At 73.4% G+C, this 16,335-nt stretch carries 16 protein-coding genes; 10 read left to right on the top strand and 6 right to left on the bottom strand.

Translation table 11 applies throughout. The features are described 5' to 3' along the window. Positions 1 to 3 precede the first annotated feature (3 nt). From ABFY03_RS17165 to ABFY03_RS17155, 3 genes are all read left to right on the top strand, one after another. Entirely contained in the window at positions 4 to 573 is a 570-nt protein-coding gene (locus ABFY03_RS17165) for a SigE family RNA polymerase sigma factor (RefSeq protein WP_346170273.1), read from the top strand. Further along, positions 570 to 1,382, top strand: coding sequence for a hypothetical protein (locus ABFY03_RS17160; RefSeq protein WP_346170272.1), 813 nt, complete (start codon positions 570 to 572; stop codon positions 1,380 to 1,382). The genes ABFY03_RS17165 and ABFY03_RS17160 overlap by 4 nt, the downstream gene beginning before the upstream one ends. A 262-nt stretch (positions 1,383 to 1,644) precedes the next feature. Then, positions 1,645 to 1,857: a DUF397 domain-containing protein gene (locus ABFY03_RS17155; protein WP_030219358.1), complete on the top strand. Its 213-nt coding sequence runs from the start codon at positions 1,645 to 1,647 to the stop codon at positions 1,855 to 1,857. A gap of 110 nt (positions 1,858 to 1,967) precedes the next feature. Here the strand turns inward: ABFY03_RS17155 and ABFY03_RS17150 are convergent, their stop codons facing one another. Then, complete coding sequence (locus ABFY03_RS17150; protein ID WP_319009034.1) at positions 1,968 to 2,468, bottom strand: ATP-binding protein; 501 nt, start codon at positions 2,466 to 2,468, stop codon at positions 1,968 to 1,970. A gap of 350 nt (positions 2,469 to 2,818) precedes the next feature. Between ABFY03_RS17150 and ABFY03_RS17145 the strand changes: the two genes are divergently transcribed. The 4 genes from ABFY03_RS17145 to ABFY03_RS17130 all read left to right on the top strand — a co-directional run bounded on the left by ABFY03_RS17145 (position 2,819) and on the right by ABFY03_RS17130 (position 7,190). Further along, entirely contained in the window at positions 2,819 to 3,691 is an 873-nt protein-coding gene (locus tag ABFY03_RS17145) for a helix-turn-helix domain-containing protein (protein ID WP_386723689.1), read from the top strand. 95 nt (positions 3,692 to 3,786) lie between these two features. Beyond that, entirely contained in the window at positions 3,787 to 5,244 is a 1,458-nt protein-coding gene (locus tag ABFY03_RS17140; protein ID WP_319009033.1) for an aldehyde dehydrogenase family protein, read from the top strand. A gap of 82 nt (positions 5,245 to 5,326) precedes the next feature. Beyond that, positions 5,327 to 5,866 carry a DinB family protein gene (locus ABFY03_RS17135; protein WP_319009032.1) on the top strand — a complete coding sequence of 180 codons (540 nt, stop codon included), beginning with the start codon at positions 5,327 to 5,329 and terminating at the stop codon, positions 5,864 to 5,866. A 97-nt stretch (positions 5,867 to 5,963) separates the two neighbouring features. Next, positions 5,964 to 7,190: a sialidase family protein gene (locus ABFY03_RS17130; protein WP_346170271.1), complete on the top strand. Its 1,227-nt coding sequence runs from the start codon at positions 5,964 to 5,966 to the stop codon at positions 7,188 to 7,190. On the opposite strand, the gene gad is transcribed toward ABFY03_RS17130, so the two are convergent. Next, the gene (gene gad, locus ABFY03_RS17125; RefSeq protein ID WP_319009030.1) at positions 7,187 to 8,605 is read right to left on the bottom strand and encodes a glutamate decarboxylase; all 1,419 of its coding nucleotides are present in this window, start codon (positions 8,603 to 8,605) and stop codon (positions 7,187 to 7,189) included. The genes ABFY03_RS17130 and gad overlap by 4 nt on opposite strands. Positions 8,606 to 8,650: 45 nt before the next feature. Continuing rightward, complete coding sequence (locus ABFY03_RS17120; protein WP_346170270.1) at positions 8,651 to 9,928, bottom strand: ion channel protein; 1,278 nt, start codon at positions 9,926 to 9,928, stop codon at positions 8,651 to 8,653. Between the two features lie 508 nt (positions 9,929 to 10,436). Between ABFY03_RS17120 and ABFY03_RS37935 the strand changes: the two genes are divergently transcribed. Beyond that, a complete protein-coding gene (locus tag ABFY03_RS37935; RefSeq protein WP_428838193.1) occupies positions 10,437 to 10,640 on the top strand; it encodes a TipAS antibiotic-recognition domain-containing protein in 204 nt (67 codons plus the stop codon). Positions 10,641 to 10,655: 15 nt separating this feature from the next. Here ABFY03_RS37935 and ABFY03_RS17110 read toward each other — a convergent pair whose 3' ends face one another. Continuing rightward, positions 10,656 to 11,024, bottom strand: coding sequence for a YbjQ family protein (locus tag ABFY03_RS17110; protein ID WP_319009028.1), 369 nt, complete (start codon positions 11,022 to 11,024; stop codon positions 10,656 to 10,658). 173 nt (positions 11,025 to 11,197) lie between these two features. Here ABFY03_RS17110 and ABFY03_RS17105 point away from each other — a divergent pair, with 173 nt between their 5' ends. Then, entirely contained in the window at positions 11,198 to 12,430 is a 1,233-nt protein-coding gene (locus tag ABFY03_RS17105; protein WP_346170269.1) for a DedA family protein, read from the top strand. A 67-nt stretch (positions 12,431 to 12,497) separates the two neighbouring features. Here the strand turns inward: ABFY03_RS17105 and ABFY03_RS17100 are convergent, their stop codons facing one another. Together ABFY03_RS17100 and ABFY03_RS17095 are read right to left on the bottom strand one after the other, a co-directional pair. After that, entirely contained in the window at positions 12,498 to 14,153 is a 1,656-nt protein-coding gene (locus ABFY03_RS17100) for a threonine/serine exporter family protein (protein ID WP_319009026.1), read from the bottom strand. 159 nt (positions 14,154 to 14,312) lie between these two features. Next, complete coding sequence (locus ABFY03_RS17095) at positions 14,313 to 14,804, bottom strand: inorganic diphosphatase (RefSeq protein ID WP_030495855.1); 492 nt, start codon at positions 14,802 to 14,804, stop codon at positions 14,313 to 14,315. A 103-nt stretch (positions 14,805 to 14,907) separates the two neighbouring features. On the opposite strand from ABFY03_RS17095, the gene dacB reads away from it, so the two are divergent. Then, entirely contained in the window at positions 14,908 to 16,335 is a 1,428-nt protein-coding gene (gene dacB, locus ABFY03_RS17090) for a D-alanyl-D-alanine carboxypeptidase/D-alanyl-D-alanine endopeptidase (protein WP_346170268.1), read from the top strand.

The following is a 16,335-nucleotide window of genomic DNA, read 5'->3' as shown; positions in this document are numbered from 1 at the left end:
ACCGTGACCCACCCACCGGCTCCCGAGCCCGGCACCGACGCCGACTTCGCCGCGTTCGCCGCCGCCGCCTGGCCGCGGCTCGTCCGTACGGCCCGGCTGCTCACCGGCGACTTCCACGAGGCCGAGGACCTGGTGCAGACGACCCTCGCCAAGGTGTACGGCCGCTGGCACAAGGTCCCGCGCGACGAGATCGACCTCTACGTGCGCCGCGCCCTCGTCAACAACAACCTCAGCCGGCTGCGCCGCCGCCGGGTCGCCCACCTGCTCGTCCCGGTGCTGCCGGAGCCCGCCCGGCACCGGGACGCGGGCCACGCCGAGCACGTCGAGGAACGGGCCGTGCTCTTCGAGGCGTTAGCCGACCTCAGCGTCCGCCAGCGCACCGTGATGGTCCTGCGGTACTGGGACGACCTGACCGAGCAGGAGATCGCCGACGTCCTCCAGTGCTCGCTCGGCACGGTGAAGACCCACGCCCGGCGCGGCCTGGCCGCCCTGCGCGCCCACCCCCGGATCGCCTCGGCCGCCCCGCCCCTGCCGGGCCCGCCCCTCCGCACCCCCTACGGAGCCCGCCCATGAACCCCCCGCCCGACGCCGGGCCCGACGCCGCAGAGGCGTGGGACGACCTGCTCCGCGCCGAGTTCGCCCGCGCCGCCCACGACGTGACCCCGGGCCCCGCGCCCGTCGCGGAGGTCGTCCGCGAGGGCCGCGCCCGCCGCCGGCGGCGTACCGTCGCCCTCTCCTTCCTCGCCGTCCTCGGCGTCTCGGCCGCCGTCGCCGCCGGCGCGGCCCTGACCGGCGACCCGCCCCCGGCCGCCGGCCTCGCCGCTCCGCCGGTCCTGGTCGTCCCGACCACCGCCACGACCGCTCCCACGACGACCACCCCCGCCACGACCGTCCCCACGACGACCGCCCCCGCCGCGAACGTCCCCGCCCCTCCGGTGTCCTCCGCGCCCTCCGCGCCCCGGACCTCCGACGGCGGCGCGCAGGTCCCGGCCCCCGTGCGGACGGTGGCGGCGGGGGAGCGGGTCGCCGCCGCGCCGGGGTGGACGGTGTGGCTCACCGACCGGGGCAAGCACTGGAAGGGCGGGGTCGACGGCCTCGAACAGTTCCGCAGCGTCACCGACGGCAACCTCGACCTGCGCCGTCCCGGCCTCAGCCACCAGGGCGAGGGCACCTTCCACTCCGGCGTCTACTTCGGCACCCGGGACGCGGGCCGGGTGGACCTCGTCGACACCTGGGGCCGGACCACCCCCGCCACCCTCCTCACCCTGCCCGGAAGCCCCGGCTGGGGCGTCTGGTACGCCGTCGCGCCAGACGAGACCCCGGTGGGAGCCCGCCTCTACGACCGGACGGGCCGCCTCCTGTCGGAGCTGCCGGCGGTCTGACCTGCGTACCCGCCCGGCCAGGGAACCCCCGCCCCCGCGCGCTCGTCCATCCGGATGGGAAGATCGCGGGGGCGGCCGCCCGTGCGGGGCCGTGCTCCCCGCCGCCGCACGCTGTGTCGCGTAGCGGCTACGCCACGCCTCGTGCACGTGCATCTGCTCATGCATCGGCATATGAACGCAGCTATGATCCGGGGAAGTTGACACCTGTACCAAGCAACTCGGGGAGCTACCAGTGCACCACGCGCACCACGCGTACAACGGCATGGCGGCCACGGAGCTGCGAGGCGTCGTCTGGCAGAAGAGCAGGCACAGCAACTCCCAGGGCTCCTGCGTCGAGTTCGCCAAACTGCCGGGGGGGAACGTTGCCGTGCGCAACTCCCGGCACCCGGACGGGCCCGCGCTCGTCTACACGCCGGCCGAGATCGAGGCGCTGCTGCTGGGTGTCAAGGACGGGGAGTTCGACCACCTGGTCTGACGGCCCGGCCCCTGGACGGCGAGAAGGCCCCGGCGGTGACCGCCGGGGCCTTCTCCACTTCTGCCGTACGGGCGCCCGCTCGTGTGCGGGCGTTCTGCGCGTCCGGACGCCTACTCCTCCGGGCCGACCCGGAACAGCGCCCAGACCACCTTGCCCTGGAGTCGCCCGGCCAGCGGGTGCCAGCCCCAGCTGTCGCTGAACGACTCCACCAGGAACAGTCCCCGGCCCGACTCGGCCGAGAAGTCCTCCTCGCCGCCGCGCGCCTCCGGGCTCTCCCGGCTGGGGTCGCGCACCGCGCACACCAGGCGGGACGCCCAGCGCATCAGGTGCAGCCGCACCGGCGGGCCCTGCGCCTCGTCGGGACCGCCGCCGTCCGGCACGGCATGCCGCAGCGCGTTGGTGACCAGCTCCGAGACCACCAGGGCCACGTCGTCGAACCGGTCGCCCAGGTTCCACTCGTCGAGGGTCGCGCTGGTGAACTTCCGGGCTCCGCGCACGGCTTCGTAGCGGGCGGGCAGGGCGCAGGAGGCGGAGGTGGAGACGGCGCCGGGATCGATCGGCGGGAGACCCTGCCGTAAAGGCTCGAGCACGGTCGATCCATTCGTCCCCATGCGAGGCACTCCCGGGAATCGCGGTGGTGGTGCGACAACGGTGCGAACAGTGCGAAACATTGCGACAACACGACAACGCGAACGAGTACGCGGCTGCGCGGGGTCCATGGTTCCGAATGCGCCCACGGGATGCAAGGGCAGATGCACGTGCACGCGGTCGCCGGATGCCGGACCTGTCCGACCCTGTGGCGAATCTGTGGAAATCTTCTTGACGCGGGCGTGTCCGGTGGCCGTCCGGATCTCACCCCTCCGCCTGCCCTTCCGTAATCGGATGTGTACGCGCTGAAGCGTTTGGTGGCAGAATCCGGGGCTCGACGGGGGCTCGTCACCGTGAAGGGAAGGCTGGAGCCGTGACCGCAGGCGAAATGAACGGAGCGGGCGGGAGTGTCGTCCGACGCATCCTCCTGGGCTCCCAGCTGAGGCGCCTGCGCGAATCGAGGGGCATCACCCGCGAGGCCGCCGGCTACTCGATCCGCGCCTCCGAATCCAAGATCAGCCGCATGGAGTTGGGAAGGGTGAGCTTCAAGGCCCGGGACATAGAGGATCTGCTCACTCTCTACGGCGTCACCGAGGAGACCGAGCGCGGCGCGCTCCTGGGTCTCGCCCGCGAGGCCAACCTCGCCGGCTGGTGGCACAGCTTCGGCGACGTCCTGCCGGGCTGGTTCCAGACGTACATCGGCCTGGAGGCCGCCGCCTCCCTCATCCGCGTCTACGAAGTGCAGTTCGTGCACGGCCTGTTGCAGACCGAGGAGTACGCCCACGCGGTCGTCTCCCGGGGCATGCCCGGCGCCTCCCGGGCCGAGATCGACCGCCGCGTCGCGCTCCGCGTCGAGCGCCAGAAGGTCCTCGTCTCCGAGCGCGCCCCGCACTTCCACGTCGTCCTCGACGAGGCCGCGCTCCGCCGCCCGTACGGCGACCGGGCCGTCATGCGCGGGCAGTTGAAGCACCTCATCGAGGTCTCCGAGCACCCCGGTGTGACGCTCCAGGTGATGCCCTTCAGCTTCGGCGGGCACGCCGGCGAGAGCGGCTCCTTCACCATGCTCAGCTTCCCCGAGTCCGACCTCTCCGACGTCGTCTACCTGGAGCAGCTCACCGGCGCCCTCTACCTCGACAAGCGCGAGGAGGTCGCCCAGTACGCCGGTGTGATGGAGAAGCTCGCGAAGGACAGTCCGGATCCGGCCGAAAGCCGTGATCTTCTCCGTGGACTCCTCCAACTCTCCTGAGACATCAGTACGATGACGGCGCATCAGTAGCCCCGGCGACCGGACGCCCGCGCGCTCCCGGCCGACCGGCAGCCGGCAGAGGGGTCCTCACGTCCATGTCGCACTTCACCGACCTGGCCCACCAGTTCATAGACGGCGAGTGGAAGCCGGGCAGCGGCTCCTGGGACATCATCGACTTCAACCCCTACACCGGGGAGAAGCTGGCCTCGATCACGGTCGCCACCGCCGACGAGGTCGACCGCGCCTACCGGTCCGCCGAGCGCGCCCAGGCCGCCTGGGCCGACACCAACCCGTACACCCGCCGACTGGTCTTCGAGCGCGCCCTGCGGATCGTCGAGGACCGCGAGGACGAGATCGCCGAGACGATCGTCGCCGAGCTCGGCGGCACCCGCCTCAAGGCCGCCTTCGAGCTCCACCTCGCCAAGGAGTTCCTGCGCGAGGCCGTCCAGCTCGCGCTGCGCCCCGAGGGCCGCATCCTGCCGTCCCCGGTCGACGGCAAGGAGAACCGCGTCTACCGCCTCCCGGTCGGCGTCGTCGGCGTCATCTCCCCCTTCAACTTCCCCTTCCTCCTCTCCATCAAGTCGGTCGCCCCGGCGCTCGCGCTCGGCAACGCGGTCGTCCTCAAGCCGCACCAGAACACCCCCGTCTGCGGCGGCACCCTGGTCGCGAAGATCCTGGAGGACGCGGGCCTCCCCGCCGGCCTGCTCAACGTCGTCGTCACCGACATCGCCGAGATCGGCGACGCGCTCCTGACCCACCCCGTCCCGAAGGTCATCTCCTTCACCGGCTCCGACAAGGTCGGCCGCCACGTCGCCACCGTCTGCGCCCAGAACTTCAAGCACGCCGTCCTCGAACTCGGCGGCAACAGCGCCCTGATCGTCCTCGACGACGCCGACGTCGACTACGCGGTCGACGCCGCCGTCTTCAGCCGCTTCGTCCACCAGGGCCAGGTCTGCATGGCCGCCAACCGCATCCTGGTCGACCGCCGCCTGGAGGCGGAGTTCACCGAGAAGTTCGTGGCCAAGGTGAAGACCCTGCGGGTCGGCGACCCCGCCGACCCGGCCACCCACATCGGCCCGCTCATCAACTCCCAGCAGGCCGAGTCGGTCTCCGGCGTCGTCGAGCAGACCGTGGCGGCCGGCGCCACCGCCCTGCTGCACGGCACCGTCGAGGGCAACCTGGTCTCCCCGTCCGTGCTGACCGGCGTCCCCGCCGACGCCGCCGTCCTCGGCCAGGAGATCTTCGGCCCGGTGGCCCTGATCATCCCCTTCGACGGCGAGGACGAGGCCGTCCGGATCGCCAACGACACCCCGTACGGGCTCAGCGGCGCCGTCCACACCGCCGACGTCGAGCGGGGCGTCCGGATGGCGAAGCGGATCCACACCGGCATGATCCACATCAACGACGGCACCGTGCACGACGAGCCGATCGTCCCCTTCGGCGGCGAGAAGCACTCGGGCATCGGGCGGCTCAACGGCGACGCGATGGTGGACGCGTTCACCACCCAGAAGTGGATATCCATCCAGCACGGCCGGAGCCGGTTCCCCTTCTAGGACCGGATCTGTCCTACTTCCCTCGTAACGTGGGTCCTGCCCGGGAAGCACACGGGCGGAACCCGTACGGAAGGCGGACATCATGGTGGCTCTTGTTCCCGCGGAGGCTCCCGGCGACGAGCGCGGCGCGTTCCTGAACTTCGTGGAGGCCCAGCGCGCGGCGCTCCGCCGGGCGCTCCTCGGCCTCACCGAGGAGCAGGCGGCGAGCCGTCCCAGCGCGAGCGAGCTGAGCCTCTCCGGCCTGGTCAAGCACGTGGCCGAGGTGGAGCTGAACTGGCTCCGGCTCGCGCAGGAGAAGCCCAACGAGCGGCAGCGGTCCGAGGGGACCTGGCACGAGGCGTTCGTGCTCGTCGACGGGGAGGGGATCCCGGACGTCCTGGCCTTCTGGGACGGGGTCGCCCGGGAGACCGAGGAGTTCGTGCGGACGGTGCCGAGCCTGGACGACACCTTCCCGCTGCCGCCGGCGCCCTGGTTCCCGGCGGACGGGCGGGTGTCGGTCCGCTGGATGCTGCTGCACCTGGTGCAGGAGATGGGGCGGCACGCCGGGCACGCGGACGTGATCCGCGAATCCCTCGACGGCAAGGGCTCCTTCGAGCTGATCGCCCTGGAGCGCGGGGAGTAGCGGAAATTCTCTCCCGTGTGGGAACCCGAAGGCGGTGAGCGGTGTACCAGGAGCAGACGGTTCACCGCGAACCGCCCGAGGGACTGGGGGAAGTCCGATGCGCGTTCCCGTTTCCCGGGCGCCGGCTCCGCTCCGCGCGCTCGTGGCACTGCTGCTCGCCTGGCTGCTGGCCGCCTGCACGGAGGGGCCGGCCCCTGAGCCGAGGAGTGAACGGCCCTCCGGAGAAGGGGCGTTCGGCGCCCCGCCGAGGATCGGTGACGGCGCCGGGCTGCCCGGGTGGGCGTCCGGTGTCGGCTTCGCCGCCGACGGCAGCGGCTTCGCGCTCCTCGCGGAGTGCGTGAAGGACCCGGCCCGGCCGGAGAACGGCTTCTGCCGCCAGCGGGTCGGGGTGCTCGACCCGGGCGCGGAGCGGTGGGTGCCGCGCGCCTCGCCACTGCCCGAACTACGCGGTACGGAAGGGGTGTCGGCGCAGCTGTGGGTGCTGGGGCCCGGGCGCGCGCTGATCGAGGACGGCGGGGGCGGGGACAGACCGCTGCGGGACTGGTTCACGGCCGACGGCGGGCGGAGCTGGCGGCGCGTCGATCCGCGCCCGGCCGGCCGGACCCCGGACATACCCGTGGGCGCGGTGCTGATAGCCGCGTGCGCGGTCCCGGGCGTCCCGGTGGACTCGTGCCCCCGGGAGCGGCTGGCGGCGATCTCGCCGCTGGACGGGCGGCGGCGGGAGCTGGTGGCGCAGCCGCCGCTGGGCGCGCACCCCCGGCCGGCGACGGTCGTGGAGCCGGACGGCTCCTGGTGGGTGTCGGGAGTGGTGCCGGGGACGGGGCGGTCGGCGGTCGCCGTCTCCCGGGACCGGGGCCGCAGCTGGTCGGTGAGCCGGCTGCCGAGCCCGGCTCCGGCGGACACCCCGGCCTGGCACACGTCGGTGGTGGTGGGCCCGGACGCGGTGTACGCGGCGGAGACGGGCGAGCTGAAGGGCGGCGAGCCGGTGAAGAACCCGCTGCGGGCGCTGCACCGCTCCCTGGACGGGGGCAGGACCTGGCAGCGGATGTGGACGACGGGCCCGGTGAAGGAGCCGCGCTCGCTGGAGGGGCTTCCGGTGCCGGGCCCGGGCGGCCGGATCGAGGTCGCCGCCCAGTGGTCCGGCTACCGCAGCCTGGACGGCGGCCGGACCTTCCGGGAGGTGGACGACGGCACCTCCTGGGTCCGCCGCACCGGCGCCGGCCTCCTGCGGGAGGGCTCCCGTTGCCGGTACGAGCTGACGCGGGACGGCGTCCGCTGGTCGGAGTTCCGGCTGGCCTGCGGGGAGTCCGACGAGACGGCCTAGTGGTGGAAGGAGGTCGCGGCGTCCTTGTCGTGGGTGAGGGGGTGCGGCTGGCTGCGGAGTTCGGGGAGCAGCCGGTGCAGGTCCTCGACGAGGAGGCTCGCGAGGTCGGCGGAGAAGCCGTTGCGGCAGACGATCCGCAGGACGGACAGGTCCTCGCGGTGGGCGGGGAAGGTGTAGGCGGGGACGAGCCAGCCGCGTTCGCGGAGCCGGCGGGAGACGTCGAAGACGTCGTACGCGGTGACGTCGTCCGCGGTGGTGAAGGCGAAGACGGGCAGCTGGTCGCCGTGGGTGAGGAGGCGGAAGTCGCCCATGGCGTCGATGCGTTCGGCGAGACCGCGGGCGACGTCGCGGCTGGTCTGCTGGACGGCCCGGTAGCCCTCCCGGCCGAGCCGGAGGAAGGTGTAGTACTGCGCGACGACCTGGGCGCCGGGGCGGGAGAAGTTGAGGGCGAAGGTCGGCATGTCGCCGCCGAGGTAGTTGACCCGGAAGACCAGTTCCTCGGGGAGTTCCTCGGCGCTCCGCCAGAGGGCCCAGCCGACGCCCGGGTAGACGAGGCCGTACTTGTGGCCGGAGGTGTTGATCGAGGAGACGCGGGGGAGGCGGAAGTCCCACTCCAGGTCCTCGTCGAGGAAGGGGGCGACCATGGCGCCGGACGCGCCGTCGACGTGGACGGGGATGTCGAGGCCGGTGCGGGCCTGGAGGTCGTCGAGGGCGGCGCAGATCTCGGCGACGGGCTCGTAGGAGCCGTCGAAGGTGGAGCCGAGGACGGCGACGACGCCGATGGTGTTCTCGTCGCACAGGGCGGCGGCGGAGGCCGCGTCGAGGTGGTAGCGGTCGCCCTCCATGGGGACGAGCCGCGGCTCGACCTCCCAGAAGGTGCAGAACTTCTCCCAGCAGACCTGGACGTTGACGCCCATCACCAGGTTGGGACGGGCGGTGGCCGGATAGCGGTCGGCGTTCCGCTTGGCCCAGCGGCGCTTGAGGGCCATGCCGGCGAGCATGCACGCCTCGCTGGACCCGGTGGTGGAGCAGCCGACGGCGGCGGTCGGGTCGGGGGCGTGCCACAGGTCGGCGAGCATGGCGACGCAGCGGCGTTCGAGTTCGGCGGTGCGCGGGTACTCGTCCTTGTCGATCATGTTCTTGTCGCGGCACTCGCCCATGAGGACACCGGCCTGGGGTTCCATCCAGGTGGTGACGAAGGTGGCGAGGTTGAGCCGGGAGTTCCCGTCCAGCATCAGTTCGTCGTGGACGAGCTGGTAGGCGCTGGACGGCGCCAGCGGCCCGTCGGGCATCCGGTGGTGGGGCGGGGCCTCCGTCATCCCGCCGACGGGATCGGCCTCGCCGTAGAAGGGGTTGAGGGCGAGCCGGCGGAAGGGGGCGGAGTCGGTGTCGTCGGATCCCTTGTGGAGGGCCATCGGGAGCTCCTTGCGGTAGCGGGGGACGGGCGGTGGGAGGTGGGGTCAGCGGCGGGACCTGCCCTGGTGGTCGAGTTCGAGCTGCGGGCGGCCGGTGACGACCAGCCAGGCGGGCAGGGAGGCCAGGCAGAGCAGCGCGAGCATCGCGGGGGAGGAGGCGATGACGGCGGCGACGAAGAGGCTCACCCAGCCCTGCCGGGTGGTCGCGAGGAGCACGCCGAGGACGGCGGAGGAGACGGCGACGGCCGGGTGGATCTCCGGGACGAGGGCCTGGACGACCAGGCCGAAGGCGGTGCCGAGGAAGACCGCGGGGAAGACCCGGCCGCCGCGGAAGCCGGCGGCGGCGGCCACCAGCAGGGCGGCGAGCTTCACGACGGCCAGCCGGGCCAGCTCGCCGGAGGAGTACACCCCGATGGAGCCGACGAGCTCCTTGGTCTCGTGCAGGCCCTTGAAGAGGGTCAGGTGCCCGCCGAGGGCGCCGAGCAGGCCGAGCAGCAGGCCCCCCGCGGGCAGCATGAGCATGGGGTGCCGCAGCCGGCCGAAGGCCCGGTGGAGAGGGGGGAAGGCGTAGCAGCCGAGGAGGGCGAAGAGGGCGCCGAGGGTGGCCACGACGAGGGCGGCGAGCAGGTCCTCCCAGCCGGGGTCGGTCAGCGGCGGGAGGCCCATGGCGAAGCTGGGGTCCGCGAGGAGCTGGGTGGTCATGGCGCCCGCGCCGGCGGCGAGGAGCGGCGCGAAGAGCCGGTCCCACAGCGAGCCCCGGCCGGGCTGCCCGGTGAGCGCCTCGGAGAGGACGAGGGCGGCGGCGACGGGGGTGCCGAAGAGGGCGCCGAAGGTGCCGGCGATGGCCAGGGAGACCCAGAAGGCGCCCGGGACGTCCGGCGCGGCCCGCAGGCCCAGCCAGGCGGCCAGGGAGATCGCGGCGGCGATCGTCGGCTGCTCGGGGCCGAGGCTGACGCCGCCGGCGAGGGCGAGGGTGGAGGCGGCGAGGAGGCCGGGCACCACGAGGGGCGGCAGCGGCGGCCCGCCGAGCCCCTCGGAGGCCGGGTCGGGTCCGGCGTGCCCGGGCGCCTTCCAGACGACCAGGCCGACGGTGACGCCGGTGACGGTGAGGACGGTGATCATCCACAGCGAGGAGTACCGGCCGATGTCCAGGGCGTCCGGCACGGTCTCCCAGAGCACCGACTGGAGTTCGTCGGCGAGGGTGCTGATGCCGAGGAACAGCAGGGCCGATCCGACGCCCACCAGGAGGGCGGGCAGCACCTGCGGAAGGAGGATCCGTACCGGGGCTTCGGCGGGGGCGGTCGCGTCGTGATCGGTGGCCACCGCCCCACCATAAGTGAGCAAATGCCGCATAACACCTCGAAAGGCCGGGCCTTGGGGCGTGCACCTCACGTCAAGTCAGGACCGAGGCTGACGGCGTACCGACAGAGATAAGGACGGATTCGGCCACACGCGGCTACTCCGTGGGACAGGTCGCCGGATCGCCGGGGTCACGGTGCGCACCCCGCACCACTGCGACGCGATCGGACTGCTCTCCCCGGGCGGGCGCGGCGCGGCGCCACCGCCGTGACGGCGACGAGGACCTCGACCGGCTCCAGCAGGTCCTGTTCCACCAGGAGCTCGGCTTCCCCCTCGAAGAGGCCGCCGTCCTCCCCGACGCCCCGCACGCCGACCCGCGCGAGCACCCGCGGCGGCGCACGCGCGGAGGCACGGGCGAGGGCCGCGCCTCCACCAAGGAGGAGTGGCGGCGGATGAAGGACGAGGTGGACGCCTGGGGCGCCGCCTACACGGCCCTGACGGACCGCGGCCCGGGTCGGAGACGGCGGAGGCGGTGGACCTCGCCGAGGCCCACCGCCACCACCTCACCGCCTGGTTCTTCGACTGCCGCTCGGCGACCCACGTCAGGATCGCCGGGACGTACCTGGCGGACGAGAACCTCCACGCCTTCTACGCCTCGATCCGCGAGGGCCTGCCCGAGCACCTCGTCGCGGCCGTCCGGGCGAACGCCCGCCGTGCGGAGACGCCGGCCGGCTGACGCGCGGCGGAGCGGTCAGGGCTGCGGCGCGATGATCACCGCGGTGCCGTACGCGCAGACCTCGGTCCCCACATCGGCCGCCTCGGTCACGTCGAAGCGGAACATCAGCACCGCGTTCGCGCCGCGCGCCCTGGCCTGCTCCACCAGACGCGCCATCGCCTGGTTCCTGGTCTCCACCAGGGTCTTCGTCAGGCCCTTCAGCTCGCCGCCGATCATCGACTTCAGACCGGCGCCGATCTGGCTGCCCAGATGGCGCGACCGGACCGTCAGCCCGAAGACCTCGCCGATCACCTGCCGTACCTCGTACCCGGGGACGTCGTTCGTCGTCACCACCAGCACGTCGGGATGCGGCCCCTGACCGCCGCCGTACTCCTCGATGCCCATCGGCACTCACCTCCTGGTCACCCAGGGTCGCCGCGAGGGGGCCGATGCGCATCCCGTGCGACCCGGGCGGAACCGGGGGCCGCCGCTCCACGTTGATAGCTTGGGGCGCGCCGCAGGCATGTCCCGCCCGCACCTCGACATGCCCCCACCCCGAACCGCAGGAGCCCGGAACCGTGAACACGCTTGCCCTCGGACCGAGCTGGCTGGATCCGGACTACCTGATCCAGACCTTCGGTCTGATCGGTGTCCTCACCATCGTCTTCGCCGAGTCCGGCCTGCTCATCGGGTTCTTCCTGCCCGGCGACTCGCTGCTCTTCACGACGGGCCTCCTCGTCACCACCGGCAAGCTCGACTCGCCGCTGTGGCTGGTCTGCACGCTGGTCGTCGCCGCGGCGATCCTCGGCGACCAGGTGGGCTACCTCTTCGGCCGGAAGGTGGGCCCGTCGCTCTTCCGGCGCCCCGACTCCAAGCTGTTCAAGCAGGAGAACGTCGAGAAGGCGCACGAGTTCTTCGAGAAGCACGGCCCGAAGTCCCTCATCCTGGCCCGCTTCGTGCCGATCATCCGCACCTTCACGCCGATCATCGCCGGCGTCAGCCGGATGAACTACCGCTCGTTCATCACCTTCAACATCGTCGGCGGCGTCCTCTGGGGCGCCGGCGTGACCCTGCTCGGCGCCTCCCTCGGCAAGATCGACTTCGTGCACAAGCACATCGAGATGATCCTCGTCGGCATCGTGCTCGTCTCGGTCGTCCCGATCGTGATCGAGTACCTGCGGGCCCGCGCCCAGTCGAAGCGGGCCGCCGCCCAGGGCACGCCCCCCGCCGACCCGGCGGCCCCCGCCGCCCCCGCCGACCAGGGCGGCTACGGCACCCAGCCCGGCCAGGGCGGGTACGGGGAGCAGGGCGGGTACGACAACCAGGGCGGGTACGACAACCAGGGCGGCTACGGCCACCAGGACGGCTACGCCGCTCAGGGCGGCGGCTACGCGGGCCAGACCGGCTACGGCAACCAGGGCGGGTACGGCGAGCAGGGCGGGTACGGCAACCAGGGCGGCTACGCCGACCAGGGCGGGTACGCGGGCCAGGCCGGCTACGGCTACGGCGGCAACCAGTCCGGCTACGACAACCAGGCCGGGTACGGCCAGCAGGGCGGCTACGCCGACCAGGGCGGCTACGGCGGTCACCCGGGCCAGCAGCCCGCGTACGGCCGGCAGCCCGCCCAGCCCGCCTACGGTCAGCAGCCCGCCCAGCCCGGCCACGGCCGGCAGCCGGGCTACGGCGACCAGCCCGGCTACAGCGACCAGCCCGGCTACGGCGATCAGCCCGGCTACGGCGATCAGCCCGGCTACGGCGACCAGGCCGGCTACGGCGACGGCCAGAACCCGCCGCCGCACGGTCGGCGCTAGGGCACCGACACGAGAAGCCCCGCCCCAGGCCGTCCGGCCGGGGGCGGGGCTTCGTCGTGGAGACGGCTCAGAAGCCGCGGGTCCGCTTCGCCGCGCTGCGCGCCGAGCGGGCGCCCGGGGCCCGCATGAAGAGGCGGGCCAGCTCGCCTCCCAGGTTCACCCCGATCGCGATCGCCAGCGCCAGGGCGGCCGCCTTCGCCAGCGAGGTGAACCCCTGGTCCAGGTTGTTCTGGGCGATCGCGAGCACACCGAAGTACGTCGCGGAACCGGGCAGCAGCGGCCCGATCGCCGCCGTCACGTACGGCAGCGACGACGTGTGGTGGTAGCGGGCCATCAGCTGCCCGAACAGACCCACGAGCCCCGACGCCGCCGCCGTCGCCATCACCGCCGAACCCTCCGCGGTGATCGCGATCGACGCGTACACCACCCACGCCACCCCGCCGTTGAGCGTCGCGAACAGCACCGTCGCCCGCGACTGCTGCAGCAGGATGGCGAACGTCGCGCACAGCACCATCGACGACAGGATCTGCGTCACCGGCCGCTCGACCGGACTCAGCGCCCCCTCCGGATTGAGCTGGGCGTCGAACTGCACGGCGACGTACAGCACCGACAGCACGCCCACCACGATCGCCACGAAGAAGTACGCGACCTCCAGGAGCCGCGCCGAGGCCGTGATGTAGAAGCCGGTCAGACCGTCCTGCACCGCCGCGACCAGCGCCCGCCCCGGGATCAGCGCGAACAGGCCACCCGTGATCACCGCCGAGGGCCGCAGATCCGCGTGGAGCAGCGTGAGCAGCACCCCCATCGCGGCCGGCGGCATCGCCGCCACCAGGAACTGGTAGAACTCCGGCAGCCCGCGCCCCGCGCACAGCCACGCCAGCCGGTCGCCGAGCACCGCGCCCAGCGCCGCCACGAAGAAGACCCACGGCCCGCCGCCGAGCAGCGTCGAGGCCGCGCCCGCGAGCACGCCCGCCGCCGCCGTCAGCACCCAGCCGGGGTACGGGTGCCGGTTGCGCCGGATCTCCGCGAGCCGCCGGTACGCCTCCTCCGGCGACACCTCGTGCGCCGGCGCGTTGATGTCCGCGAGCAGCTGGTAGACCGCCGCCAGACGGGTGTAGTCGGTGCCCCGGCGCCGCACCGTCCGGTTCGCCGTCACCGGATCGTCCACCAGCGACGGCTGGTGGGTGATCGACAGCAGCGTGAACGTCACCGTCGGCTCGCAGCGGTCCAGACCGTACGAGCGGCAGATCGCGAACATCGCCGCCTCGACGTCCTCCGCGCCCTCCCCGCCCGCCAGCAGCAGCTCCCCGATGCGCAGGCTCAGGTCGAGCACGCGCGGCACCGACGGCCCCGTCTCGCCCTTCGCGTCGGCCGGCTCCGGCACCACCGGCCGGTCGCCCACGGGCAGCCGCAGCATCGTCCGCATCCGGTCCTGCCACGGCGCGTTGTGCGGCAGCCGCGACAGCGGCACCCCGTAGGCCGGGGTGAAGGCCGGCGGGGAGTCCTTCACGGAGTACGTCGACGGCGCGGCGAACGCCGAACCCTCGGGCTCCGGCGCCGGCTCGGGGGCCAGCCCCTCCGGCACCACGAACGCCGAGCCCTCCGGCTCGGGAGGCGGCTCCGGCACCAGCCCCTCCGGCAGCGCGAACTCCGAGGTCGCCTCGTCCGACAGGGGCTTCCGGTCCTCCGGAGCCTCCTCGGGGCCCTCCGGCTCCGCCACCACTCTCTCCGCCTCACACCCAGGGAATCGTGGATTCCAGTATGAGTCTCCGACGGACGTGCGAAAGGCGGATGCGCGAAAGGCGGTACGCCGGGGAAGCACGGAAGGCGGTGCACCCCGAAGGGTGCACCGCCTTCCGCGAAGTCCCGAGGACCAGGGGCGTCAGTGAGCGCCCTGCTCCTTCGCGCGCGCGATCGACTTCTCGATCTCGGCCTCGGCCTCGGCGCGGCCGACCCAGTCGGCGCCCTCGACCGACTTGCCCGGCTCCAGGTCCTTGTAGACCTCGAAGAAGTGCTGGATCTCCAGGCGGTCGAACTCCGGCACGTGGTGGATGTCGCGCAGGTGCTCCATGCGCGGGTCCGTCGCCGGCACGCACAGCAGCTTGTCGTCGCCGCCGGCCTCGTCCGTCATGCGGAACATGCCGATGGCGCGGCACTTGATGAGGCAGCCCGGGAAGGTGGGCTCGTCGAGGATGACCAGCGCGTCGAGCGGGTCGCCGTCCTCGCCGAGCGTGTTCTCCACGTAGCCGTAGTCGGTGGGGTAGGCCGTCGACGTGAAGAGGCGACGGTCCAGACGGATGCGACCGGTCTCGTGGTCGACCTCGTACTTGTTCCGCGATCCCTTGGGGATCTCGATGAGAACGTCGAACTCCACGGTGGGGCTCCTCCTGAATCAACACAAGTGAATGCTCGCGACGACGCGCGGTGATTAAGTGTCTCTCACGTACGTACGTGATCGCGAAAGGGGCTGGTCAGCAATGCCGGAGCCGAGGGTGTGGCAGCTCACGGCGGGCTCCGCCGTGCTCGGTCTGGCTCTCGCCGCCGCGGCGGCGACCGCGGCAGGCCCCTGGGACGGAGGCCAGCGTACGGCCGAGCGGGCCCGCGCCGCCGCCCCCGCGGCGGGTGGCGAGCGTCACCCCGGGCACCCCGCCCCGGCCGCCGCCCCCGCCGCCCCCGCCGCCCCGAAGCCCGCCGAGCCCGCCCCCGCGCCCAGCGCCCCAGGCGTCCTCGCCGCCCTGTCGGGACCGGCCGCCCCCGCCGCCCGCCCCGCCGACCTCGCCCGCACCCTCGTCCCCCTGCTGGCCGATCCCGGCCTCGGAACCGTGCGCACCGCCTCCGTCGTCGACACCGCCACCGGGAAGCAGCTGTACGGGGAGGGCGCCGGCACCCCGATGACCCCGGCCTCCACCGTCAAGATCGCCACCGCCGCCGCGGCCCTCTCCGCCCTCGGCACCGACCACCGCATCGCCACCACGGTCACCGCGACCCCCGACGGCACGGCGGTCACCCTCACCGGCGGCGGCGACCCCACCCTCGACGCGGCCCGGCTGAAGACCCTCGCCGCCGACACCGCCCGCGCCCTCGAGAAGCGCGGCCACACCTCCGTACGCCTCGCCTACGACACGAGCCTCTACCAGGGGCCCGTGCTCCACCCCATCGGGCCCAACGAGAACCTCGCCCCCGTCACCGCCCTCATGACCGACGAAGGGCGCCTCGACGACAGCGACAGCGGACCCGCCCCCCGCTCCGGCGACCCCGCCCTGGACACCGCCACCGCCTTCGCCGCCCACCTCGCCGACGCCGGCGTGAAGGTCACCGGCGCCCCCGCGCCCGGCCGCACCCCGAAGGGCGCCCCGCTCGCCCGTACCCACTCCGCCCCCCTCGCCGACCTCGTCGAGCGCACCCTCACCCACAGCGACAACGACCTCGCCGAGGCCCTCGCCCGGCAGACCGCGCTCGCCCGCGAGCAGCCCGCGTCCTTCCGCGGCGCCGAGAAGGCCGTCCGCGACCAGCTCGGCACCCTCGGCCTGCCGCTCGCCGGCGCCCGCTTCGCCGACGGCAGCGGCCTCGACCGCCGCGACCGCGTCTCCGCCGCCCTCCTCACCGGCCTCCTCACCCGCGCGGCCGACCCCGGCCGGCCCGAACTGCGCCCCCTCCTCACGGGCCTCCCCGTCGGCGGCTTCACCGGCACCCTCGCCGGCCGCTTCGGCCAGGCCCCCGCCGGCGCCGGACTCGTCCGCGCCAAGACCGGCACCCTCACCGGCGTCAACACCCTCGCCGGCACCGTCGTCACCGCCGACGGACGCCTCCTCGCCTTCGCCTTCCTCGCCGGCCGGACCCCCTCCCCGGACCTCGCCCAGCCCGCCCTCGACCGCCTCTCCGCCGCCCTCACCGGCCAGAAATGA

The sequence above is a fragment of the Streptomyces roseofulvus genome (genome assembly GCF_039534915.1).
GTDB classification, from domain to species: Bacteria; Actinomycetota; Actinomycetes; order Streptomycetales; family Streptomycetaceae; genus Streptomyces; species Streptomyces roseofulvus.
This window is presented reverse-complemented; position numbering and strand designations above follow the sequence as displayed.